This is a genomic window from Chryseobacterium sp. R2ACT005 (assembly GCF_049949215.1).
In the GTDB taxonomy this organism is placed as follows: Bacteria; Bacteroidota; Bacteroidia; order Flavobacteriales; family Weeksellaceae; genus Chryseobacterium.
Genome location: NZ_CP188192.1, coordinates 3,790,971 through 3,814,084 on the forward strand (window position 1 = coordinate 3,790,971; position 23,114 = coordinate 3,814,084).

Genomic DNA, 23,114 nt, shown 5'->3' on the forward strand with positions numbered 1-23,114 from the left:
TAGATTTTTTCTTACAGTCCTTGTTTGGTTTATGGGGCAATTTTGTTGTGAAAAGCCAATCGTCAACCCGCTGCACTTGTCAATTTTTCTGCTCTACAAAAATCCACTATTAACTTGCGAAGCAAAATTCACTATTGACTCCTGTCTTATTTTTCCGGCATCACCTTATAAGTTGGATCTTCCTGGATATTAACTTCAACTACTGCTTCGGCATTTTTCAATATTTTCCGGCAGTCTTCACTGAGATGCCTTAAGTGTAATGTTTTATTTTGTTCTTTATAACGGTTAGACAGCTTGCCTAAGGCTTCTATCGCACTCATATCCACAATACGGCTTTCTTTAAAATCAACAATCACTTGCTCCGGATCATTCATTGGATCAAACTTATCTGTAAATGCTGTCACTGAACCAAAAAACAAAGGTCCATATATTTCGTAGTATTTCACTCCGTTTTCATCTACATGCTTTCTTGCCCTGATTCTTTTGGCATTATCCCAGGCAAAAACCAATGCTGAGATGATAACACCAATTAAAACAGCTAAAGCCAGGTTATGTAAAATCACAGTAATTAAAGCTACAGTAACCCCAACAAAAATATCTGATTTCGGCATTTTATTAACAATCCTGATCGATACCCATTGAAAAGTACTGATCGCCACCATCATCATAACTCCTACCAAAGCAGCCATGGGAATTTTTTCAATGACAGGTGCTCCACACAAAATGATTATTAAAATAAGAAGCGATGCTATTATTCCTGACAATCTCGCTCTTGAACCTGCATTAAGATTTACCAAAGTCTGCGCTACCATTGCACAACCACCCATTCCACCAAAGAAACCGTTGGTAATATTGGCTAATCCCTGTGCTACGGATTCTTTATTTGCACTTCCTTTTGTATTTGTGATTTCATCCACCATGGATAATGTCAGAAGAGATTCGATAAGACCTACTCCGGCCATAATTAAAGCATATGGAAAAATAATTTGTAAAGTTTCCAGAGAAAAAGGAATCTGCGGAATGTGAAAACCAGGAAGGTTTCCACTGATATGAGCAATATCTGCTACTGTTTTGGTTGGAATGTCAAATCCAAGAACTACAGCAAAGACAATAATAATAGCTACAAGAGAGGCAGGAACTGCTTTCGTTATCTTTGGAAAAAAGTAGACTACGGCGATCGTCAAGACAGTTAAACCAGCCATTATATACAGAGCCATTCCCTGCAGCCAGTTTACAGCTCCGCTGCTGTCTGTCGTTTTGAACTGTTCCACCTGCGCCATAAAGATAATAATGGCCAATCCGTTCAGGAATCCATACATAACCGGTTGTGGAATCAATCTCACAAATTTCCCTAATTTAAAGACACCTACCAGCATTTGAAGTATTCCGGCCAGTGCTACGGTAGCAAAAAGATATTCTATGCCATGAGATTGTATGAGAGCAATCAATACAACGATGGTTGCACCAGCTCCACCGGAAACCATTCCCGGCCTTCCTCCCAAAACAGCTGTTACCAGTCCCATCATAAAAGCGGCGTAAAGCCCTGTAAGCGGAGACAAACCGGCAAGGATAGCAAATGAAAGAGATTCAGGAATCATCGTCATCGCTACCGTAAAACCGGCCAGCAGTTCATTTTTATAATTTATTTTCTTCGAAAAGTCGAATAAGCTTATAATATTTTTCATTGATTTGCAAAGGTATGGACTGTCCCCATGGTATACAATTTTTCTTTTTATCATTTTTATATGGTGAAGCTTATCACTTATAAGCAATTCACACATTAGTTCTTATAATATGTTAATTTTAATTAAAATAAGCATATAAAGTATGATTTTTACATTCCTATCTCTTTTTACATCTTATTTTTGTTTACATTTGAAACCGAATAAGCGATTATTTGGTACTAATTAAAGAATTCAACGCGTAAAAAGCTGTATATCAATTTATCTACAGCTTCAACTCATAGAATTGTATAAAAACCTTAATAGGTCATATATTATTTACACAAATGGCAGGAAGAGAAGTTTGAAGGAGAAGAAGAGAAAACCCATTGAAAATAAAGAATATATCCCAAGTACATTAAGGTGACTCCTACCCACCTGTTTTTAAGTTATTTGGTAAGTTACAGATCCGTTTTTTAAGACTCATCATCTTATTAAACGCAATTTAACATTCTTACATCATAATTTCTATTTCTTAACAATTTCAAACTGAAGTGAATCATTTCCCAACACATAAGATAATATATAAAACCTATTTTCGTTTTTTTGATACATAAGTTTAAACAAAAGAATAATATTCAATAAAATGTTATATAAAGAAATCCATATTGGAAAGTTTATTAAGGAAAGGGTAGATGAAAATGAAATAACAATAGAAAGGATATGTAAATTTTTAGGTAAAGATGAAGGAGCAATCGAGGTAATGTATGACAGCAAATCGATGGATACGGATCTTCTTCTAAGATGGAGCAAATTATTGGAATATGATTTTTTCAGACTTTACAGCTCACACTTAATTTTATATGCACCTCCTTCTGCCATCAACAAAAACCAGCAGAAGTCCGAAAAAACGCCTTATTTCAGGAAAAACATTTACACTCAGGAAATCAAAGATTTTATTATGAAAAGAATTCTTTCCGGTGAAATGACCCAAAATGAAGTCATTAAAGAATATTCTATTCCGAAAAGCACTCTTCACAGATGGCTTCAGAAGAGCGATAATGTAAACGGATAAACAGATAAGACATGCGCCCCAATTACAAAAAAATTTATCAGGATATGCTTAGGATGGAATATCCTGAAAAGCTGAAAGACCCAAAAATCAAAGAACTTCTTGAAAAACTCAACACCAGTGAGGATGTTCTGAAGTTCAATGAAAAGCTGTTCAAGCAGTCCAGAGAAAATCAAAAACTTAAAACCTATGACAGGCAGACTATGTTAAAACTGCTTCAGTATCAGAAAAAGCATGGTCATTCAACAAGCTATATGTCGAGAAAATATAAGATAAGCAGAACTACTCTTTCAAAATGGAAACTCATGTTTGAAGAAGAGCTTGATACAATGAAAAGTGCCGGTAAATAATTTACCGGCATTTTTTAAAGGTAATGATAAGGAAAAAACCGGGCTTTCGTTTGCCGGAGTCGAACCGGATAACCTTGCCGGAGTGACCGGCTTCGCTATTCCTCCCTTAATTGCGTTACGATGAATTTTTTCCTAACGACACTTCATAATCGTACTATAAAGAAGCTGGAAGTGGGGAGAAGAAAGAGGATAAAGTCTGAAAATCGATCTGACTTTATAGAAAATTATATACAAAGAGATCTTTCAACGTCCCACTTCCGGCTTCTGATTTATGAAAACAAGGCAACAACCGAATAATGCAGTCGTGCTCTAACCAACTGAGCTACTCTTCCTATGTACATCGTGTTTTTTTCTGTGGAAGAGACGGGACTCGAACCCGTGACCCCGTCGTGATGAGCGAAGTAGCATTTTTCTACGGCACTTGTTTGTTTTAAAATAAAAAGAGGCAAGATTCGAAAAGACTTGTACAAGATCACTTTCATGACCTTCTGGAGTCGAACCAAATTAAACCGAAGTAGGCCTTTTCTACGGCACTCTTTTATGTAAATCAAGGTAATATTTTCAGAATCTTCCGTGCATTTGCTCTACCTGCTGAGCTACCTCTCCTTTTCGAGGGAAAAGGCAGGATTCGAACCTGCGACCCAATGTTTATTCAATCTCGAAGTATGATTCTAAGACGACACTTGATTTTTATTTTAGTTAGGTAATCAAATCAAACAGAGCCTTATACGGGGTGTTACCATTTCTACTATCTGCGATTGCAGAATAGGATTCGAACCTGTATTACCGCCCCTAAAGAAGTAACTCTGTTTTACGACACTTACTTTCTATGTTTATTCATAGTTATTCGTTTTCTTTTACAAAATTATATTGTCACTGCGCATTCTATTTACGCACTTATTTTTTATTTAAATTTTGTTCGTTTTGCCTTGAAGCAAAAGAACCAAAAGTTCAAGACCTGGAAACTCCGGCTAAAAATAATCTCTACTCTCTAAAAATTCTAAACTTGCGCGAATTTACCATTAGTTCTTCGTTTCCTTTACTGTGTCGCGCTTCAAACAATAGAATTTTCTTAACGTTCGCAGAGTTTATTTTTTTAACGCCTCCGTTTCCTATGTCACATTTCCATAGCTGTCATCGCTGGAAATTTCGCCCTTTTTATTATTATTTTTTTATGAGTGTGATTTAAATAAAAGAAGCCAGGTTCAAAAAGACTGATACAAGATCATTTACATTCTGGAGTCGAACCAACTTATACCGAAGTAAGTATTCTCTACGGCACTCTTTTATATAATCAGGGCAAAACGGCGGAATCTTTTCTTTTTCTTCTGCTCTATCTTTTGAGCTACATTCCGTTTACAACAGGTATGGCAGGAATTGAACCTACATCTGAAGACTTAACTCGAAGTATGATTCCAAAACGGCACCTGATTTTAATTTTTCCATTGAGTTTTTCTATATTTCTTCCAGTTTCTCTGGAACTTTGTATACTTTGCATTCACCACTTCATAACCGTGTGGGAAACAGTATGAACAACCCATTTCATTCCCGTACAAGATTCTTGAGATCTGTGTTCCGGAAATTTTCTTCGGAAAGTCAGTCAATCCATATTCATTGAATCCGAATTTCTTTCTTACTTTTTTTATTTTTTTCATAAGTATTGAGTATTAACCTCAATACAGTGTTCCTTTTAGATTTGGTTTATGATGAATCATGATTATTCGTTTTATCTTTTGCAAATGTATATGGCTAGCGCGCATTCTTTTTACGCACTTATTTTTTTATTAAAAAACCAAGCAAATTAATAATAAGAGTAAATGATGTTCAATTGGAAGTTGACGATGAAACTCTTATCGACGGCATTGGTTAGCTAGCGGGCAATCATATGAAAGACTCTGTCTGTTTTTGGAATCGAAGGAGGTCTTTCTAACGGCACCGATAGTATTAACACTGCAAAATTATATTACATGTACGCAATCTTTTTACGTAGTTTCTTTTCATTTAAACATTTGTTCGTTTCGCCTTGAAGCAAAAGAACCAAAAATTCAAGACTTGGAAATTCCGGCTAAAAATAATCTACACTCTCTAAAAATTCTAAAACTTGCGCGAATGCAATATTACTTCTTCGTTTCAATTTCTGTGTCGCGCTTCAAACAATAGATTTTTTTTAACGTTCGTATAGCTTATTTTTTTTAACGCCTCCATTTCCCAGGTCATATTTCTATACTTATCATTAGTTTTGAAATTTTCTCTCCTTCGTTAATATTTTTTTTCCAAGAATTATCTTCGTTAAGAAATTATGATTTTTTTGGATTATCTCTAGCCCCGATTGCAACGGCATCCTTTTTCTAAATGGCTTGAAAAAAGCTTTGGCGAAAAAGATATAGTGGAAAGCGGGATTAAGCTCCTGAATATATTGATTGTTTTCGTGGTTATCAGTTTTATTCAAAAGCAGTGCCTGTTACAGCACTACTTCTTGAATCATTTTCACTGCAGATTTCTTGTCTTCCAAAGCATTCAGTACATCGAAAACTTTGTCTGACCAACCTGCAATAAGGTATACATCATTCTTTCTGACATCAAGAGGCTGCTGACCATAACCTGCCAGGTCAAAAATATACAGTTTTGCATGAGGAGTGATCGCTTTATATCTGTTCCAAAGATCTTCAAAAGAGTTTCTGTTTCCAGTGCTGTTCCACATCTGAGTATCGGTAAAAAGCATTACTTTATCTACCTGTTCTTTTCTTTTGATCAGATCTTCGATGACCAGATATCCATTGGTAGAATATCCTGCTTCACCTTCCCGCTTGTAGAATGCATCTACATTCCTTAAGATACCGTTTTTCGGCATTGGAACTCTTACCCAACGGTCACCAAAGATACCTGTTACCACGTTTTTACACTGTGACTGCAAGATCATAGACATCAGCAAACCGATATCATACAGTAATATTTTACTTTTGCCGGAAACCGCTTTCTGCATAGAACCTGAAACATCGGCTGCAATTACTACTGAGGTATCAAAACCAAAACCTTTGATGTTTTTAGCACTTACCACAAGGGCAGCTTCTAAAGCTTCCAATACTGAAGACAGATAAGGAGAATCTATTGTTTTTAATTCTCTGTAAGCTGCCAGAAATCGGAACGGAAGCTGTTTTGAATTGGATACGGCTTTTTCATCAGAAAGATATCTGCAGACTTTATTCATTGCATCAGACGATACTTCGGCTTCCAGGATATTCCTCAGGTTTCTCATGGTTGCCATATAACCTAATTTATTACTGAAGATCAGTTCTTCCCATTTGTTTTTGAAAGCCAACTTTCTTTCTGTATCACTTGCAAATTTCGTCTGACCCAAAACGGAAAGTTCAACTTCCCATGTATAAGGAGTTTCCAGCGTATTATTAGCAATTTTGTTGAAAACCGACTGCTGATTTTCATCTTTAGCTTTCGGGTGAACCAGGAAGAGCGCGTCTTTCAGGGTTACTTCTGCTTTTCTGTTGTATTTTGCAAACTGATATTCATCGAATTTATTGAATGACATCACCAGACCTTTTTGAATCTGTTTTGACAGTTTGTTCAATTTTTTAGTATCTGTTCTTTTATTCGCAAGTTGATAGTATGCCAGTAATTCTGTGATTTCATCTGCTCTCTTTACTACTTTATCTACTGTTCTGCTTACCAGATCCGTACCGGAAACCTGCTTTGCCAATTCGGTAGTCAATACCAATGGAATGGAACGGAGATACATATCTTTTCTTACATACACCGCCAGTTTAGCTACAAATTCGGGATCATTTTTTTTGATCAGAGACTGGATTCTTTTCAATCTGTCATTTCCTTTTTCATAGTTGGTATCCGAAAGTCCTGTTGTAACAACAGCACTATACAATTCTTCGGCAGGTGTCATCACATATGCTTTTTCACCTTCGTAGTTCAATACTACTTTAGTTTCTTTTTTTAAAAAATTAAATTTCATGGTTACTGTTTTTGGTTAAACATTGGAAAGATTGGTACTTCCTCTCTGATTTCTGATGCAAAGTAAAAACAGTATTGCGCAACCTTTTTGCGTAGAAAATTTTTCTTTGTTTTTTTTCTTTAATTGGGGATTAGATCTAATACATTGAATATTTTTAAAAAATTCATGCAGATTTTTAAATTTTGGCTGAAGCTGGATGAATGAGTTGCTTGTAAGGCGGGCTAAAGCCCACCTCTATTGAATTGATTTTGAAAACAGATAGTGATATTTACCAACAACCTAATCCCTAATCCCTAATCCCTAATCCCTAATCCTTAATTATAAAATCCTTCTATCATTCATTTTCATTAAAGAAATCATCTCTGATCTGTTTTTCAGAAAGGGTTTTCTAGCTTTGTCATTAAAATTAAGCTATGATTAAGGGAATATATGAAACTCATGTTCAGGTGAGCAATCTGGAAAATGCAATACAGTTTTATACAAAAGTATTAGGATTGAAACTGGCTCATAGAGATGAAACAAGACCTATTGCTTTTTTATGGGTTGGAGAAGGGAAAGAATTTATGTTGGGATTGTGGGAGCAGAAGGAGAATCTTCAGACCAGACATTTTGCCTTTTCCAGCAGTAAGGAAGATATTTTAAACTATTCAGTGGAGTTTTTAGAAAATAAAGATCTAAAGCCCTACAATTTCCTAAAAAATGGAAGTGCTGAACCAATGGTATTTGCGTGGATGCCGGCTGTTGCTGTTTATTTTAATGATCCGGATGGAAACCAGCTTGAATTTATCTCTATTCTTGAGGGAGAAAGCAAACCGGAATTGGGTGTACTTAGTTATGAGGAATGGATGAGACAGGTAAAAGATTGAGGTAAAAGATTGAGATAAAAATACCTGTCAGCTACTGAAATAACGCACAGGCACAAGAAATCAAAGTTATGAGGGGATACAAAATTTTTGTGTCCCTGCTACTGTCGACAAGATAATAAAATCAGATAGGAGAAGTTTTTAACTGTTTACCAGTTTCTTCACTGCCAACACGTGTTTACAGGGACCTCTTTCTCCCTGATACTTACTGAACCATTCGCAGGTACAGCGTTCTTTTTCTTGTTCAATGATTACTGTATGGTGCACACCGGTTCCTTCTACTCTGGCTTCTGTTCTTTCTTTGTTGCTATTTAAAATTTCTATCTTTCCGCATTCTATCAACTTTTCGGCATTTTTTATACGGGGGTTGAGGCCAATAATACGGCTCAATTTAAAAGGAAGTCTGCGGTAGAAAAATTCTTGATCATCAAGGTCATAGCCCAGTAATCCCATTGCAGCAAGTCTTCCTGTAACATTATCAGCTTTACTGAAACTCAGATTTTCCTTCAGAGCAAGCATGGCAGGATTAAAAGATTGATTGGCATAGGCATACTTATCCAAAGCATCAATCCACTCATCAGAGACTTCAGAAATCAGGCTTTCCAATACAGCACCTTCTCCTGAGAAACCTCTCCAGCACTCTCTTGACAAAGAAAAGCAGAATCTGATATGTCCCATATAAAGCTGCCATGTTGTAGACTGCATATTAGAATGTGGAAAAACCTGCATAGAATCAATATAAGGAAGCAGAGGCTCTAAAAGACGAAGCCTGTGAAGCCCGCCTATACAAATAGCATCTGCAGATTTTACCGGAGAAAAAAAGGGTTTATTTCCTCTCACAATCAGATAATAATCGGACTTTATAGTTCCTTTCGGCATTCCCCGGAACAGCTGCTGTGTCTGGATTTTATTAAAAGCATATCGTTTTTCAGATTCTGATAAATAAACCTGAACCGTTCCCAGTCCTTTAATCCATTTTGATGGCAAAGGGACTTTTCTTTCTGTTACTTTTTCTTCTTCTTTATACAGAGCCACTTCTTTTTCACCTACGGAAAGCATAATTTTTTCATTTGGGCGGATACTTCCCAGGGCTGTTATCATAGGCTGGTTAAAATCTACATTTGTAGTTCCGTTTTCCAGAAATTCTCCTTCCAAACCATCAGGCAGTATATCAACTCTTGCGTAGACTCCGGCACAGTGAGAAAAACCCTCAAAGCGTAATCTTTGATTTCCGGCTGTTACTATTGGATCTTTGAGAAGTCCCATCTGAAACGGAGACAGATTAAAACTGGATTTCACAATATTGGAAAGTGCAATCAGGCAGCGTGCTAAAATAAAAGGCTGCCTGACATTCCCCCAGAAAAAACATGGAGCACTGGTATTTTTATGTACTTCACTGTACTTAGCGAGAAAAAGTTCTTCAAGCGCATCTTTCCTTACTAAAGAGGATGTTCCTGAGTAGTTGTAAATAAGCGTACCCTCCATAATCTATTTTTTCAGAAGAAGACTGCAGATTTTTTTCAGACTTGAATTTTCTTTCCAGCTATCCAGTTTCCCGATTATCTCCTTATGGGCTTCTGAGTGATTCAAAGCCAATACTTCATGGTAGATTTCCAGAATCTTTTTCAGATTGGTAACCGGCGTTTCCATTTGAAGCAATATATTGGAAATCAATTCTTCCAGAGCAATATTATGGTTCTTACTTACATTCAGCATATGATGCTGTATAAGATCTGTCAATCTTTTAACAGGAGCCCATTCCAGCTTTTCATGGAGACCGATTACTCTTCCTAACCATGCATTATCCATCGTTTGGGAAGAAACGTGTTCCAGCCAAATTTCAGCTGCTGTACCACGGATCGTTTTATCGCTGTCCAGGAAAATAGTTCCTAAGAACAAATACCCGATTTCATCCAAAGGTTTTTTGATCTGATAAAGCGCATTCGCAGTATTCAAAACCAGGCTTCTTTCATAAACTTCGGCAATTCCTGAAAAGAAAAGGCAGTGCTTGATTACTTTTGCCAAAGCATTTGCCGGAGTGTTCGGAAAACACAGCATCAATGCAGGGATTTCGGTAAGTTCTTTCTGTTCGGCAATGAAATATTCCACGAATAAAGGGGCTTTCCTTTTTACAAGATGATATTTGGGAAGAACAATTTTCAGCTCTACAGGATAGTATGAGTTTTTCTTATTATCAATGGTTTTCCATTTGTAAGTCCCTGAAAAGAATTCTACAGGAATATCATCATATCCGAAACTGCTGAATTCTTCAAACACAATTTCCGGCGAACGGGTAATTCCCGCAGTCATCCACCATGAAGGGTGTTCAAATTTTCCTTCCGGTCTGGCATTTTTGCCAAAGAAGAAAAGTAACAGTTCTTTATATTCTCCCTTTAATCTTTTTTCAACTTCTATCACAGCTTCTGAAGTATTGTCTAAAGCACAACGCTGCAATGCCAGCTGAATATCAAGATGATGAGGTACGATATTATTATTCTGATAGCTCTCTAATCTTTCCACCAGTGTAACAGGGGAAATCCAGCATGGAGCATGGGTAACCGGGAACAATAGCGGGATTTTATCTCCTGACTTTATTTTTTCATACGCATAAATAGCAAGCTCTTTAAACGCGATTCTGGCGGGGCAATCTGCTCCTACATTTTCAATCGGTCCCAATTTTTTCTGATAATTGGAGTAAGATTCTCTTTCGGCTTCCTCATCTTTGGTTTTATGGTAAATTTTTTCCAGGTTTTTAAGCTGAATCGGATATTTTTCCAGTAAATCCAAACCATAGTTGATAATAGCATTGCATAGTAAAACATTCAGATAGGGAACTTCCCATTTCGCAATTGTTTTACAGGCTTTCAAAAATACAGGTTCTATTAATTTCACAGACTCAGCATTTACATCACCGGCAAAGCGGATAAATCCAGCCAAAGCAATATCACAATGATGACTGTACGGATCATCCATGGCCACAGGAAGATAAAACATCAGGTCTTCAAAGTTCTCAAGTACTTTCACCGCATTTTCTTCTGGAGTCAGGGATAGTTTTTCTGAAGCTATTGCCTCCAGCTCCGGTTGTGTTTCTTCAATATATTTTATAAGAAGAGGACGTACATTAGTCAGTATATTATCCGAATAATGTGCAAGAGCTTCTATCATATTTTCTGAAGCCGGAATATATTTAAGGATAATTTTCGCAGCTTTTGACTGTACGCCATCATCTTTGCTGACAAATGCTGTACTTAGAGCCATTCCCAGCATTTCAGGATCTATTTTCTTTCTCTGAAATATTTTTTCGGTCAGTACCAGACTGGAAACAACCACTGTTTTTACTTCTGAGCTCAGCAGATTCGGAAGGTAATGGGAAAACTCATCATTCTTAAAATCAGGAACTCCCACAATTTTTTTCAAATGTGATAATATGGTATTCACAGCTTTTGACTGTGAGGAGGCCAACCCTGCAAGCAATTCATCCTGCAGCTCAGAAAGTTCTTCTTCAGTTGGTTTTAATGATGTAAATGCATCCATAAACCAGCCCGTGACATTTTTATTAAAATTTCTGTTGGAAGCCAGAAGGCATTCTTTTAAAAATCTTTTTCTTTCAATCTTTTTTTCTGTGATCAGTTTCTGAACGATAGGAAACCATTCTTTACGGAAAGGTAAAGATTTGGAAGGATATTCACATAAGTACCAAAAGTGGGTATTAAGGGTTTCGGGATGACGGTCCAATTCAGCCGGATAATTACTCAGATGATGTCCCAGCAATTCCGGTTTGGGCTGTACGTAGCCTTTTTCTGTCCATCCTAAAATATCTTTATAGTTAAACGCTGTAAATTCAGCTTCTACGGATTCATTGATAAAGTCTGAAAACCATTCTGGGCAGCCCCACTCCAGAATCTGTTCGGTCTGTTCTGCATTACGGAAAAGACTCCAGTAGTTTTTACCGAAATTCTTTTTATCCATACAGACAAATGAAGCAATATCAATAATGGAATGTTGGCTTACAGATCCTGCCGTGTGGTAGGAGTTTTTAGTCATTACAATTTTACTGATTTCCCTGTCCATTTTCTTTATAGAGGGCACCAGGGTTTTCCTTTCTTCAATGCTAAGTTCTTTTAGAAAAGGGATAATCTCATGTATCTTTTCCTCATTAAGGATCTCATAAAGTCTTTCTTTCATGCGCTTCTAATTTGATGTATAAATTTGTTTCAGGTTATTCATTTTTTCCATTCTTCCAGCAGTCCGATAATTGTCTTGGTCTGGTTCTGCTTTACCAGTTCATAACAAAAATTGGAGAGCTTTTAACATTAAAAACTGATTTCTCAACAGCTGAAAGAATGGGGATCAGCAGTTTTCTGAAAGCGATATTTCGATTGGTAATCAGGTTGATAAGTTTTAAAAACTTTTCTGTAAATATCTTTACTATTGTCCATTCAAAACTGACCTTTTTACCGATTGATATTTCTAATCTCTGTTTCTTAAAATCATCCGAAACTGTATTGTTTAATAAGGCTTCAAAAGCCGTACCAGAGAGTGTTTCGTATTTATTAAACAGTCCCAAAGAGAGGAATAAATAATGCATCTGCAGAGAAGATGAATTCAACTTCATCCAAACACCCGGAAACGCCATTCCTTCCTTGGTATTATATTGATATACAGCACTTGATAAAATTTCATTGCTTTTCATTGAAAAAAAAGAATCTGAAAAACAAAGTCTCTTATATAAAATTTTAAACAGGCCATTATGATAAACACAACGATAAGAATTGAATAAATTGTTCAAAAAAGAGGTATTTTCAAGAAGGTGATTTTCAAAGAATTCGTCGACAAAATAAGCCGGTATTACAACATATCCGGATTTGTCATTGTACTCATTTCCCGCTTTGCAGCAAATCAAAGAAGCCAATACACAAATTGTATTGCGGCTCAGTTTTTTATTATTATATTTTTTTAAAAGAGCAGCAACTTCTTTTTTACCTTTTGGTGTAAGCTTTTTAAGAAAAGGAGTAATTTCCTTTATTTTATAGTTTAATTTTTTTATCTCAAAAACACCATCAATAAGCATAAATTCATTCTTATCAGCTAAAATATAAAAAAATGACTGGTAGACAGTAAATTATCCCATTAAAGTGAATTTTTTAACAAAATATTAAGTTAATAAAACAACTGATACCATCACTTTGACAACATAAAAACAATTCCCTGTTTAAAGATATATTAATAAAAAAGTGTCTAAAGACTCTCTACTTTGATATTTACACATTGTTTAGTGTCTTAATTTTAGAATTTATAATACCTTGTGATGAAACCATTATATTGTACAGATACGTTAATTTTATTTAAAATATCAAAATCCGGGTTGTAATTCATTAAATTTTATACACTTACAAAATAAAAAAGACTGTCTCATGCTTTGAGACAGTCTTCATTTTTAAATTGATCTATTATTATTTCAGATTATTTAATAATTCTTCAGACACCAATGCAGAATCTTTGCAATGTTTTTGGCATCATCCACTCCCCTGTGGTGTGTACCTTCTAAAGTCATACCCAATTCACCCAAAGCCCTGTTCATCCCAACACTTTTTCTGATAGTAGGATGAGTTTGTCCGAATAATGTTTTCACATTGATATGGTCATCACTCATAGGATAATCTGTATAGAACCTTCTTGCCTGGTTCTGAAGCATATTAAGATCGTAGTTTCCGTAGCTCGCCCATGTAAGTTCTTCTGAATCATATTCTGCTCTCAGAATATCGAATGCATCATCCAGCATGACTCCTTCATCATCCAGCATATTTTGGGTAAGAGTAGTAAGTTCCGTACAGAACGGACTTACTTTTGAGTATTGGGGCTTTATTAAAATCCCTTCATTTTTGGAGATCTTACCGGTCTTTGCATTCATGATGCATACTCCGATTTCGATGATCTCGCTTTCCTGACCTCTTGGCGGGTAGTTTTCCCAACATGTTGCTTCAAGATCTACTATTAATATATTTTCTGTTGTTTTCACTTGTTTAAAATTTAATTGTTAAAGGATGGAAGAGGGAAGTTTTACAGCATGTGATTTACTTCCAGCTCCCAGCTTCAGTCATCCATCCTAATTATTTACAGAATCTTACTTAAAATTCTGGCTGTATTGTAAGCATCATCTGCTCCACTGTGATGGGTGCCTTCAAAGTCCATATTCAGATAGCTCAAGGCTCTTTTAAGCCCTATTTGTTTGTGCAGTCTGAAATGTCTTCTGAATTCATGCATCACATTCATATAGTTTTCTGAAAAAGGGTTTGTTATTCCAAGCCAGTCACACTGTTCTATGATCTGTTCTCCATCAAAGTTTCCGTATCCTGCCCATATAAGTGGCGCAGAACGGTATTGATCTCTGATCATTTCGCAGGCTTCTTCAAAATAAATTCCTTTTTCTTCTATCAATTGAGGAGTAATTCCGGTCAGTTTTGTACAGAATCTGTTGATTTCTGATCTTTCAGGAATTACATAAATGCTTTGTTTTTGGGAAATTGCTTTTGATGTTAAGTTTAATTTGCAAATCCCTATTTCTATAATATCGACTTTCTGCCCGATGGGAATTCTGTCGTTTTCCCAGCACGTAGCTTCCAGATCAATAATTATGATCTCATTGGTTGTTTTCATGTTATTGTAAAATGTACAATGCAAAAAGTAAAATGTATGATGAAGGCTGTTCAATACGCAATGAAATATTATTTTCATTTTTCCTTCCATCAAATCATTACTTATTACTTGTAATTAATTTCTTGGAGCAAATGGTGGTGTCCACTTTTTCCTTTTCATCAATTCTTTGACTTCCTCGTAGGAAACCGGGTAAAAATCGTGGCAGTCTACTCCTACGTCAAAGCTGAGTGCCATCTCATCATCCGGCAATGTCCCGTGTGAATGGCCATATAACTGCCAGACACCGCGGTGCGAGCCATTCCAGGTACGCATAGCATAGTGGAAAAGAATGATTTTCTGTTTTCCGTTGCTGTTATCTGCTTCATCAATTTTCAGTTCGTGATAATCTCTGATGGAAGCAAAACGCTTGGGATATGTGAGAGCAGCACCTTCGTGATTACCTTTGATGAGATGGATATTACCATTCAATCTATCTAAAATCTCTTTTGTAAAATCTGGTTTCCCAAGGCTCATATCTCCTAAATGGTAGACTGTATCACCGGGTTGAATTTTTTTGTTCCATCTTTTAATGAGTTCTTCATTCATATGATCCAGAGATTCAAAAGGTCTTTCTGAAAATTTTATAATATTTTCATGACCAAAATGATGGTCAGCTGTAAAAAATATATTGGGTTTCATTTTTTTTTAATTGTTTTTAACTACAACATTCCCACTGTCATTCCAAATACAGTCTGAGAGTCTGTGGAAAAGTGAATAATCTATCTTCAGTTTGAAAGAGATTCTTCCTTCGTCAGAATGGCAACTACACGTATATGCAATCTGTGGATTTTATAGTTTTTGTTTAATAAATATTTTTAATTAATTCTTACGAAATGCTTTATAAAAAGCTGTTTCAATTTCTTCCTGATCACGCTCCGTATATCTTCTTGAAAAGTGAATCGGGACTGCATCTCTCACCTGGCATTCATTCATTATTTTTCCTGATGCAGAAGCAAAACTATGGTAATTGATCTTTGCAAATTCCTGATCTGTATCTTTATAAAAGCTTTCAATATACACGAGATCTGCTCCTCCAAATACAGTTCTTATTTTTTCGTAATTGTTTTCTTCTGCCGCATGATCCATGATGACACCAAGCTTGTATCCGGTATTTCGGGTTAACAAATGAAAGAGATCTGCTGCGTTATAAACAGTTCCTTCAATTTCAATTTCTTTGTCTCCATCATTATTTTCAAAAGCGGTCTTCAACTCGCTGATCCACTTTCCCTTTCTAAAGCCGGAAATATTTTCATTAAAACTTACCGAATCTTTTTCTTTAAACAAATAAGCGATGGAATCTGTTTTGTGATCCAGAATAGCAAAATCAACGTTTACATATTCGTCTTCAAAAAGGAAATTTTGGGTATTAATTAGTTCCAGATTCCAATTTGGCGGATGAAGGGCGTAGATATTAATTTCATCTTTTGAAACAATCTCACGAATTTCATATGCAATTGCCTTTTCATCAATCAAATTCCAGGTGTAAGATTTTAACCTTGCCTCAACCTGCTGATGAATATTTTTTGGTCCACAGATCACCACTTTTTCTCCACTTCCGATCTGATGCCTGAAAACCCGGTCAAAATTTGAAAAGTGATCAATATGGGTATGACTGATGAAGATGGCTGATATAGACTGTACTTCTTTCACCGTCAATAAACTTGCTTCACCACAATCACACAAATAATGCTTTCCTGAGTTAGGGACTTTGATCAATATACTGATGTCTTCTTTTAAAAGACTTTTTATTTCTGCCTGTAACATAGTTTTTTCTTTTTTTGAACCATAAAAAATATTCATAACAGCTGTCATTCTGAAAGAATCTAACCTCTATTTTTATCTATCGAGATTCCTATCGGAATAATAAACTAGCTGCTTAATGAAAATCAAAGATTTTTGATATTTATCTTATTTTGATGGTTAAGTTTACACATAAAAAAGTTTCGGTAAAAAATTACCGAAACTACACTTTAAGAGTCATCAACTCTTCTTTTATAAAATCAATTGCTAAAGAATTCAATTTTTTATTGATCTTTTTCTGCTCGTCTTTTTCAATAGCTGTGAAAGCTGCTGGAAAGTCTTTTTGGAAATCCTCTAAAATATCCTGTGAAAAAAGACCAATTACCTTCCCTATCATTTTAGGTTGGAATTCGCCGATTTTGCTTACCACATTATTTAATCTGTTGACTGTAGCATATTTTTGGATTTCTTCCCAGATCTCCTGAGCTTTATCACTGAAATGAACCTGTTTCTGAACAGTTTTACCTTCTTTTTTAACCATTTTAGACTTTTCGACCCACTTTTCATTCTTATTTTTCAGAATAATTCTTGCACCGTTTCCAAAGTATTTGGTTTTCAAAGTTTTTACAATGGTACCTTCACACATATTGTTCTCCAATTCAGGAAGTCCCAGCCAAGCTGGAATTTTTGAATTGAAAACATTGGGGAATTTCAAAGCGTCCTCAAGAGTTCCCTGGAACAAGATTTTAGCATAGAAAAATCCTGTCTCCTCAAAAATCTGATTGACAACGTCTGTATCCAAATAGGTAATTCCATTCAACTTGATATCGAAAGCGTAAAATTCGTTGTGAGGAGCATATTCAATGCCTTTCTGTACCTTCACAGCATCTTTTACGGGTTCCACTTCATTATGTTTGTAGCCGCCACCGAACAATTCACCGTAGATCACTACAGTTTCTACATCCGGGTAAATCGTTTTCACTTTTTGAAACACTTCTATTACATTTTTTTTATAGCGTTCCAACATCTGATGTGCATTGAAAAATTTCTCATCTTTTTCGATGAAAGCAGTTCTCTTCGCAATTTTAATTTCCTTTCCATCGGTAAAGAAAGAGAAATTAGCTCCGTGAACTTTTTCCTGTACTATGAAAACCTCATCCCCAAAACCCTGCATTCTGATCTGTTCGATCACGCGGGCCTGGTAAGCATTTTCTATAGAGTTATATGTTTTGAAAATCATTTTGTTTTAGTTTTTAATCGTTTCTAATTCGTTTTTTTTCATCTGGGTAATGTGCCTTTGGGCATGAAGTGACAGAAAATAAATATATTCATATACATTAATTTTCTCTAGTTCATTCACCGTCATTGTTGTTTTATACAAGAAACCTTCACCATTTTCCATTACTTCCAGATATTGTAAACACTGAAGATATTGCTGAGTAATCAGGTTTCTGATTTCATCCAGATTCATTTCTCCTTTCGGTTCCATATGTTCCGGTCTTATCCATTCAAAAGCGCCATGTTCACCTACCCTGTCAAAGTTTTCCTTATTGAAACTGTAGTTTTTAATTTCAGATCCAAGGTCAAGATTCAAAGAATTTTTCATTGCTTTCTTGAAACCTTTTTCAATAAGGATTAGCAAGTAAAAATTCGTAAGATAAATATGTTCTAAAATCTGTTGAATCGTCCAACCTCCGTTTGAAGGTTGATAATTCAACGTTTTTTTATCTTTTTTAAACCATCTATCCACGTCATCAAATGTGAGTTTCAGATGAGTTTTTATATCTTGAATATATCTAAAAATGTCCATTACAGTTTTTTAAAGTTTTTTAAAAGGCTAAGAATATTTTCCTTTCCTACAGGATTCATAGAATGACAATAGAATTTTGGAAGATCAAGATAATTATCCATACAGTATTCTATCAGCCATTTGGCGCAGTCATATCCTGTTTTTTCGACAAATTCCTGAGAATCCGGCTCCAAATAGTGTTCATCTGCCAAGTCATGGTCAAAAGAAATCATTTCCGGAAGTCCTTTTTCCAAAATCCTGTTGACAAACTGTTCGTAATTCCGAATGATATGCCAGTCACTTCTGAGGAAAATATCCTGTTTGGTATAATGATACGCCTCAACCGGATATCTTATATCATCCAGAAATAATAATCTTTTTGTCATTTCCATTGTTTTATTTTTTAATTTGAAAAATAAATATTCAAAGCTTTTATAACACTTTTTACATTGGTGTTTGGATAAAATCCTGAACTGTTGATACAATTTATTTCAACTATTTTCCAGCCTTCATCCGTTAAGCAGATATCCATAACAAAGGCTTCTTCAAGATTAAAAAGCCCAATCATATCATCAACGAAAGTGAACCCATCTTCTGAGACTTTTTCTTCAAAAGGAGCATTATCATTAAATTTATAATAACCTCCATCGATAATCTGTCCGCCAACAATCCAAAGTCTTGCTTCTTTTATCGTCCGCTTTGCCTCGGAAACCTGTATCAAAGAATCTGCTGTAATTCTATTAGTTTGACTTTCCAGTGCTTCAAATACAAAATCTTTCCATTCTGTTTCTGAGAATACTTTTCCTGTAAAAATCTTCGCTTCATTATAAGGTTTAATGAATTTCATCTCATCTTTTTTCCAATTCAGCTGCTCAGAAATTTTATGAACAGTAACATTATAATTAAGGAGATTTTCGCCATAATATTTTGAATACACCTCATATAGGTGATTACCTCCATAAAAAGAACCGGGAAACCAGTCTGTATTTTGTTTCGCCAATCTTGCAATAGTTACCGAACCGTATACAAAAACATCTTTTCTCTCTATATCAAAGTCTATTTTCTTTGCAGTTGGCGTGATATTAATTACATCATAATCAATGTTCAATTCTTCCAGTGCATCAAAAATTTTATAGTGATCCGGATCTAAATACACATTAGCCTGAATTAAAAAATACATGATTTCTAATTTTTTAAGATTCTATTATTTATTTTTTTGGATAAAAGTTGGAAGCCAGATGCGGAAAGTTAATATTCATACTATTAAACTTCCTGCTACAATCATCCTGCTTCCAGCTTTATTACACCATCATATCAGCACAATTGGAACTTGCGAAGGCAAAAGGTTTCGCTTTAAACACATATCCCATTCCCAGAATGTATCCCATGGCATCTTTTAATGCGACATTGGATTTAAAATCGGGGTCGGTATTAATGTCTGCGTGTACCTCCATTTCCACACCATAAGTATCCAACACAGAACAGATCGCGTATGCAATTTCAACGGATTTGTTGACCTCATTCAGCATTCGCTCCTTGATACTGATATTCTGTATTTCTCTTTCTTTTCTGATAAAGGTAAACGCTCCTTTTCCTTCACGAATAAATACTACTGCCGTAGCATAACTGATGGCATCTCCGTACACATGAGAGTCTGATCCTACACATACTTTCAGACGGTGTCCGTTTGCCTGTTCGCGGATGATGGCTTCTTCTACCAGCTGTGTGATAGAGTTGTGGAAAAATTTTCCGTTCATATTCTGCCATGTTTGTTGTTGCGTTTCCATTTTTTCTACATGTTTTAATTCATAAATGATTGTTGATAATTGATAAATGATCACTAGCTGTTATAATTTCTAACTTCTAGTTTCTAATTTCTATTTTTTGCACTCCGAACCGGACTCGAACCGATACCATCAGTTTTGGAGACTGAGATGCTGCCATTACACTATCAGAGTAAACGTTGTTAATTCATTAGGACTCGAACCTAAACTCCAAGAATCAAAATCTTGTGTGCTGCCTATTACACTATGAATCAGTATTTAAATTAATGAGTAATAAGTAATTGGTAATGAGTAATGCCAGAAACCAGTCAGGTATCAATGATTACTCATTGCTCATTACTTATCATTCATGTTTTTGTGGAACAGACAGGAATTGAACCTGTACCTCTAGTTTTTCAGACTAACGTGCAGACCTTCTACACCACTCTTCCGGATTTAATAAATAATGAGTAATTTTCAGATTATAGCATTATTTAGTATTTATGTTTGGTACGGGAAGAGGGATTCGAACCCCCAAAAGCTTGATCCTAAGTCAAGAGTGTCTGCCATTCCACCATTCCCGCGGCATTTATATATAATGAGTAATTTTTGTACAGCTTATTACTTATTGCTCACTATTCATTGCTTATCATATTATTTTAGGTTTGAGAAAGCTCTGTCTGTTTATAAATTATGCCTGCTAGTATTTGTAAAGATCTTCTGCGCCTGACAAACCTTTCTCATTTCCTAATGTATTTTGTTTTTTTAAAAAGTAAAAGGCTGTCTATTTTTATTGACTAAAGATCTTCTGCTCTTGACAGACCTTTTCTCTTTTCTTCATTTTTTGTGTGAATGGTAACTGGCCAATTTTTAAAAAAAATCTGAACTTTCATGGTATTATATCGATTCAATATTGACCAGCTATTCACATCCAGTACTCTATAAGGGAATCGAACCCTTATTTTCTGCTCGAAAGGCAGGCGTCCTCACCGTTAGACGAATAGAGCTTAACCCCACTGACCAGGAATCGAACCTAAACAACAAGAGTACATTTCCTGCATGCTGCCATTACATTATCAGTGGTTGGTGGAAGTAGTAGGATTCGGACCTACTCAGCAATGAAGCAACAGATTTACAGTCTGCCCCGACTCTCCAACTTCGGCGTACTTCCGGATTTCATGAGTAATTAATTCTTTGTGGAGTAAATAAAGTTTGTCATTATTTTTTTGTTTGACATAAGATCGTCTATGCTCGACAAACTTTTATTTTTTCTCCTGAACTAATCTCATTTTAGTTTATTGAGATGGTTATGGGATTCAAACCCACTCAGTTTACACAACGGTTTTGCAGACCGCCCCGACTCTTCCACTTCGGCGAACCATCAGATTAAAAAATAAAGTCTGTCTTAATTTGTTTGATATAAGAACTTCTGCGCTCGACAAACTTTATTTTACCTAAAAATTTATAAATGATATCTTCAATTCTAACTGTCTTTGGAGAGATCAGAAAAAGTTTGTCAGTATTTTCTGTGTTTGGCGTAAAGATCTTCTGCTCTCGACAAACTTTTACTTTTTCTCCTGAAACAATTAACAATTAGTTACCTGCGATTTTGGAAAGATTCGAACTTTCAACTTCCGGTTTAACAGGCCGGTGCTCTACCATTGAGCTACAAAATCATTGTAATTCCGGAAGGACTCGAACCTTCAACCTTCGGTGTATCAGACCGATACTCTAACCACTTGAGCTACGAAATCATTTGTATTCCATAAGGGGATCGAACCCTTGTCGTTCGGTAGAAAGCCGAATGCACTTACCACTATGCTAATGGAACAAATTGTCTGGAAAGCAAGATTCGAACTTGCGACCTCCCGCGTCCAAGACGGGTAAACAACCACCGTTATCTTTCCAGTTTTGCAGATTCACTTTAAAATTCTTTTCCGAGAGACAGTCGGAACCGAAATCTTTTATGAATCTTTGCGGTCTATGCGAGAATTGAACTCGCAGTGCCCAAGAGACAGTCGGGCAGGTTAGCCATTACCTCAATAGACCTTTTTGTGATTCCGAGAGGATTGTTCATGAATTTCATACTTTACTTTATGGCATTCACGAATACTTTGTATTTCGAACCTCTAACCCTGGGTTTAGAAAACCCATGCTCTATCCGGTTGAGCTACGGAACCGTTATAGTAATCCCAGAAAGATTTGAACTTTCAACCCCCGGTTTAAAAGACCGGTGCTCTAACCATTTGAGCTATGAGATTGTTTTAATTTTGTGAATAGTCAATTTTCAATTCGCTTCGCTTGTCAATTTTTAATTTCACAAATCACATTTTTGTAATCCCAGAAGGAATCGAACCTTCAACCTTCGACGTATCAGGTCGATGCTCTAACCATTTGAGCCATGGGATTTTATATTTTGGGTATCTCCGGGGATCGAACCCTGTTCTCCGATTCCACAGACCGGCGCTTTACCAAATAAGCTAAAGAAACCATAAAAAAAAGCGCCTCTTTTCGGGAGGCGCTTCATATATTTTAACGTAAGAGATCATTAGCTGACCCACGTATATAAGCACCTTTTATCCACAATTCTACTTTCAAGAATACATGCAACACCTGCCGGATCCTGTCCGAATAGTCTTGAATATTGATTGAATATGTTGTGTAACTGTTTCATTTTATTTTGTTTGTTTTAAATTATTTTTAATTGAATCCTGAAAACCTGTTGCTTTCAATTTTCGGTTGCAAAGTAAATATGATTTTTTGGAATCTGCAAATAAATTTTTGGTTTAAATTATTGATAATCAATTGATTATACTTAATTTTCAGAATAGAGAATTTCTGTCCGCAATATTTTGCAGATATCTTAATTACCTAAATGACTGTCTCTCACCGGGTTGCTTATCACTCTATTTTATCGTATTAAAGTTTCATTGTTTATTAAAAATTTTTCATGTTTATAGTTATTTTTTTTCATTCTAAATAATTTCTGACCTAAAAAACAAAAAACGCCTCGGTTTTCCGAAGCGTTTCTGTTGTATTTTGATTAATTTTTTACAAGTTTACAGTAAATAATTTCCAAAGTCAGCACATTTCGCCTCATTCCATATCATCTCATCATACCCGAATAACCCTTTTATAGAAGGACTTTCGCATAGTTCTGCATTGATATGTGCTCTTTGTATTGTCATAATTTTCTGGGGC

At 35.7% G+C, this 23,114-nt stretch carries 19 protein-coding genes and 14 tRNA genes; 3 read left to right on the top strand and 30 right to left on the bottom strand.

The window, feature by feature from the left end:
* Window positions 1–146: 146 nt before the first annotated feature.
* A complete protein-coding gene (locus ACPF63_RS17305) occupies window positions 147–1,685 on the bottom strand; it encodes a SulP family inorganic anion transporter (RefSeq protein ID WP_426480744.1) in 1,539 nt (512 codons plus the stop codon).
* A gap of 622 nt (window positions 1,686–2,307) precedes the next feature.
* Between ACPF63_RS17305 and ACPF63_RS17310 the strand changes: the two genes are divergently transcribed.
* Both ACPF63_RS17310 and ACPF63_RS17315 read left to right on the top strand, forming a co-directional pair.
* Window positions 2,308–2,736, top strand: coding sequence for a helix-turn-helix domain-containing protein (locus tag ACPF63_RS17310; protein ID WP_077413933.1), 429 nt, complete (start codon window positions 2,308–2,310; stop codon window positions 2,734–2,736).
* Between the two features lie 11 nt (window positions 2,737–2,747).
* The gene (locus ACPF63_RS17315) at window positions 2,748–3,083 is read left to right on the top strand and encodes a helix-turn-helix domain-containing protein (RefSeq protein WP_180565182.1); all 336 of its coding nucleotides are present in this window, start codon (window positions 2,748–2,750) and stop codon (window positions 3,081–3,083) included.
* A gap of 1,433 nt (window positions 3,084–4,516) precedes the next feature.
* Here ACPF63_RS17315 and ACPF63_RS17320 read toward each other — a convergent pair.
* Both ACPF63_RS17320 and ACPF63_RS17325 read right to left on the bottom strand, forming a co-directional pair.
* Complete coding sequence (locus ACPF63_RS17320; RefSeq protein ID WP_426480745.1) at window positions 4,517–4,738, bottom strand: phosphate ABC transporter substrate-binding protein; 222 nt, start codon at window positions 4,736–4,738, stop codon at window positions 4,517–4,519.
* Between the two features lie 806 nt (window positions 4,739–5,544).
* Entirely contained in the window at window positions 5,545–7,062 is a 1,518-nt protein-coding gene (locus tag ACPF63_RS17325) for a TROVE domain-containing protein (protein WP_426480746.1), read from the bottom strand.
* A gap of 413 nt (window positions 7,063–7,475) precedes the next feature.
* Between ACPF63_RS17325 and ACPF63_RS17330 the strand changes: the two genes are divergently transcribed.
* Window positions 7,476–7,928, top strand: a complete 453-nt coding sequence (locus ACPF63_RS17330) for a VOC family protein (protein ID WP_426480747.1) — start codon at window positions 7,476–7,478, stop codon at window positions 7,926–7,928.
* 138 nt (window positions 7,929–8,066) lie between these two features.
* Here ACPF63_RS17330 and ACPF63_RS17335 read toward each other — a convergent pair whose 3' ends face one another.
* The 27 genes from ACPF63_RS17335 to ACPF63_RS17465 form a co-directional block, all read right to left on the bottom strand.
* A complete protein-coding gene (locus tag ACPF63_RS17335) occupies window positions 8,067–9,410 on the bottom strand; it encodes an SWIM zinc finger family protein (protein ID WP_426480748.1) in 1,344 nt (447 codons plus the stop codon).
* 3 nt (window positions 9,411–9,413) lie between these two features.
* The gene (locus ACPF63_RS17340) at window positions 9,414–12,110 is read right to left on the bottom strand and encodes a DUF6493 family protein (protein ID WP_426480749.1); all 2,697 of its coding nucleotides are present in this window, start codon (window positions 12,108–12,110) and stop codon (window positions 9,414–9,416) included.
* Between the two features lie 91 nt (window positions 12,111–12,201).
* Complete coding sequence (locus ACPF63_RS17345; RefSeq protein WP_426480750.1) at window positions 12,202–12,996, bottom strand: hypothetical protein; 795 nt, start codon at window positions 12,994–12,996, stop codon at window positions 12,202–12,204.
* 396 nt (window positions 12,997–13,392) lie between these two features.
* The gene (locus tag ACPF63_RS17350; protein ID WP_426480751.1) at window positions 13,393–13,944 is read right to left on the bottom strand and encodes an exonuclease domain-containing protein; all 552 of its coding nucleotides are present in this window, start codon (window positions 13,942–13,944) and stop codon (window positions 13,393–13,395) included.
* 95 nt (window positions 13,945–14,039) lie between these two features.
* Complete coding sequence (locus tag ACPF63_RS17355) at window positions 14,040–14,582, bottom strand: exonuclease domain-containing protein (RefSeq protein ID WP_426480752.1); 543 nt, start codon at window positions 14,580–14,582, stop codon at window positions 14,040–14,042.
* Between the two features lie 114 nt (window positions 14,583–14,696).
* A complete protein-coding gene (locus ACPF63_RS17360) occupies window positions 14,697–15,260 on the bottom strand; it encodes a metallophosphoesterase family protein (protein ID WP_077413922.1) in 564 nt (187 codons plus the stop codon).
* A 180-nt stretch (window positions 15,261–15,440) separates the two neighbouring features.
* Complete coding sequence (locus ACPF63_RS17365) at window positions 15,441–16,385, bottom strand: peptidase (RefSeq protein WP_426480753.1); 945 nt, start codon at window positions 16,383–16,385, stop codon at window positions 15,441–15,443.
* A gap of 199 nt (window positions 16,386–16,584) precedes the next feature.
* A complete protein-coding gene (locus ACPF63_RS17370; protein ID WP_426480754.1) occupies window positions 16,585–17,601 on the bottom strand; it encodes an RNA ligase, Rnl2 family in 1,017 nt (338 codons plus the stop codon).
* A gap of 6 nt (window positions 17,602–17,607) precedes the next feature.
* The gene (locus ACPF63_RS17375; protein ID WP_426480755.1) at window positions 17,608–18,171 is read right to left on the bottom strand and encodes a DinB family protein; all 564 of its coding nucleotides are present in this window, start codon (window positions 18,169–18,171) and stop codon (window positions 17,608–17,610) included.
* Window positions 18,171–18,542, bottom strand: coding sequence for a cyclic-phosphate processing receiver domain-containing protein (locus ACPF63_RS17380; protein WP_426480756.1), 372 nt, complete (start codon window positions 18,540–18,542; stop codon window positions 18,171–18,173). The genes ACPF63_RS17375 and ACPF63_RS17380 overlap by 1 nt, the downstream gene beginning before the upstream one ends.
* 11 nt (window positions 18,543–18,553) lie before the next feature.
* The gene (locus tag ACPF63_RS17385; protein ID WP_426480757.1) at window positions 18,554–19,330 is read right to left on the bottom strand and encodes an ATP-grasp domain-containing protein; all 777 of its coding nucleotides are present in this window, start codon (window positions 19,328–19,330) and stop codon (window positions 18,554–18,556) included.
* Window positions 19,331–19,451: 121 nt separating this feature from the next.
* Window positions 19,452–19,937, bottom strand: a complete 486-nt coding sequence (locus ACPF63_RS17390) for a ribonuclease H-like YkuK family protein (RefSeq protein WP_077413917.1) — start codon at window positions 19,935–19,937, stop codon at window positions 19,452–19,454.
* 100 nt (window positions 19,938–20,037) lie between these two features.
* Window positions 20,038–20,108: transfer RNA gene (locus ACPF63_RS17395), tRNA-Trp, on the bottom strand.
* A gap of 184 nt (window positions 20,109–20,292) precedes the next feature.
* Window positions 20,293–20,365 (bottom strand) — tRNA-Phe (locus ACPF63_RS17400).
* A 56-nt stretch (window positions 20,366–20,421) separates the two neighbouring features.
* Window positions 20,422–20,497 (bottom strand) — tRNA-Leu (locus ACPF63_RS17405).
* 351 nt (window positions 20,498–20,848) lie between these two features.
* Window positions 20,849–20,920: transfer RNA gene (locus tag ACPF63_RS17410), tRNA-Glu, on the bottom strand.
* Window positions 20,921–20,997: 77 nt separating this feature from the next.
* Window positions 20,998–21,084: transfer RNA gene (locus tag ACPF63_RS17415), tRNA-Tyr, on the bottom strand.
* A 130-nt stretch (window positions 21,085–21,214) separates the two neighbouring features.
* A tRNA-Cys gene (locus ACPF63_RS17420) sits at window positions 21,215–21,296 on the bottom strand.
* 221 nt (window positions 21,297–21,517) lie between these two features.
* Window positions 21,518–21,589: transfer RNA gene (locus ACPF63_RS17425), tRNA-Asn, on the bottom strand.
* A 4-nt stretch (window positions 21,590–21,593) separates the two neighbouring features.
* Window positions 21,594–21,667, bottom strand: a tRNA-Ile gene (locus ACPF63_RS17430).
* Window positions 21,668–21,672: 5 nt separating this feature from the next.
* Window positions 21,673–21,744 (bottom strand) — tRNA-Glu (locus ACPF63_RS17435).
* Between the two features lie 6 nt (window positions 21,745–21,750).
* A tRNA-Pro gene (locus ACPF63_RS17440) sits at window positions 21,751–21,822 on the bottom strand.
* Window positions 21,823–21,968: 146 nt separating this feature from the next.
* A tRNA-Arg gene (locus ACPF63_RS17445) sits at window positions 21,969–22,093 on the bottom strand.
* 7 nt (window positions 22,094–22,100) lie between these two features.
* Window positions 22,101–22,174 (bottom strand) — tRNA-Lys (locus tag ACPF63_RS17450).
* A 74-nt stretch (window positions 22,175–22,248) separates the two neighbouring features.
* Window positions 22,249–22,322, bottom strand: a tRNA-Ile gene (locus ACPF63_RS17455).
* Between the two features lie 8 nt (window positions 22,323–22,330).
* Window positions 22,331–22,398 (bottom strand) — tRNA-His (locus ACPF63_RS17460).
* A 574-nt stretch (window positions 22,399–22,972) separates the two neighbouring features.
* Window positions 22,973–23,101 (bottom strand): penicillin-binding protein, encoded by a 129-nt coding sequence (locus tag ACPF63_RS17465; protein ID WP_077413916.1) that lies wholly within the window; start codon window positions 23,099–23,101, stop codon window positions 22,973–22,975.
* Window positions 23,102–23,114 lie beyond the last annotated feature (13 nt).

Coding starts and splice junctions, on each gene's coding strand:
- ACPF63_RS17305 (WP_426480744.1), bottom strand. CDS start 1,685: ATGAAAAATATTATAAGCTTATTCGACTTTTCGAAGAAAATAAATTAT.
- ACPF63_RS17310 (WP_077413933.1), top strand. CDS start 2,308: ATGTTATATAAAGAAATCCATATTGGAAAGTTTATTAAGGAAAGGGTA.
- ACPF63_RS17315 (WP_180565182.1), top strand. CDS start 2,748: ATGCGCCCCAATTACAAAAAAATTTATCAGGATATGCTTAGGATGGAA.
- ACPF63_RS17320 (WP_426480745.1), bottom strand. CDS start 4,738: ATGAAAAAAATAAAAAAAGTAAGAAAGAAATTCGGATTCAATGAATAT.
- ACPF63_RS17325 (WP_426480746.1), bottom strand. CDS start 7,062: ATGAAATTTAATTTTTTAAAAAAAGAAACTAAAGTAGTATTGAACTAC.
- ACPF63_RS17330 (WP_426480747.1), top strand. CDS start 7,476: ATGATTAAGGGAATATATGAAACTCATGTTCAGGTGAGCAATCTGGAA.
- ACPF63_RS17335 (WP_426480748.1), bottom strand. CDS start 9,410: ATGGAGGGTACGCTTATTTACAACTACTCAGGAACATCCTCTTTAGTA.
- ACPF63_RS17340 (WP_426480749.1), bottom strand. CDS start 12,110: ATGAAAGAAAGACTTTATGAGATCCTTAATGAGGAAAAGATACATGAG.
- ACPF63_RS17345 (WP_426480750.1), bottom strand. CDS start 12,996: ATGCTTATTGATGGTGTTTTTGAGATAAAAAAATTAAACTATAAAATA.
- ACPF63_RS17355 (WP_426480752.1), bottom strand. CDS start 14,582: ATGAAAACAACCAATGAGATCATAATTATTGATCTGGAAGCTACGTGC.
- ACPF63_RS17360 (WP_077413922.1), bottom strand. CDS start 15,260: ATGAAACCCAATATATTTTTTACAGCTGACCATCATTTTGGTCATGAA.
- ACPF63_RS17365 (WP_426480753.1), bottom strand. CDS start 16,385: ATGTTACAGGCAGAAATAAAAAGTCTTTTAAAAGAAGACATCAGTATA.
- ACPF63_RS17370 (WP_426480754.1), bottom strand. CDS start 17,601: ATGATTTTCAAAACATATAACTCTATAGAAAATGCTTACCAGGCCCGC.
- ACPF63_RS17375 (WP_426480755.1), bottom strand. CDS start 18,171: ATGGACATTTTTAGATATATTCAAGATATAAAAACTCATCTGAAACTC.
- ACPF63_RS17380 (WP_426480756.1), bottom strand. CDS start 18,542: ATGGAAATGACAAAAAGATTATTATTTCTGGATGATATAAGATATCCG.
- ACPF63_RS17385 (WP_426480757.1), bottom strand. CDS start 19,330: ATGTATTTTTTAATTCAGGCTAATGTGTATTTAGATCCGGATCACTAT.
- ACPF63_RS17390 (WP_077413917.1), bottom strand. CDS start 19,937: ATGGAAACGCAACAACAAACATGGCAGAATATGAACGGAAAATTTTTC.
- ACPF63_RS17465 (WP_077413916.1), bottom strand. CDS start 23,101: ATGACAATACAAAGAGCACATATCAATGCAGAACTATGCGAAAGTCCT.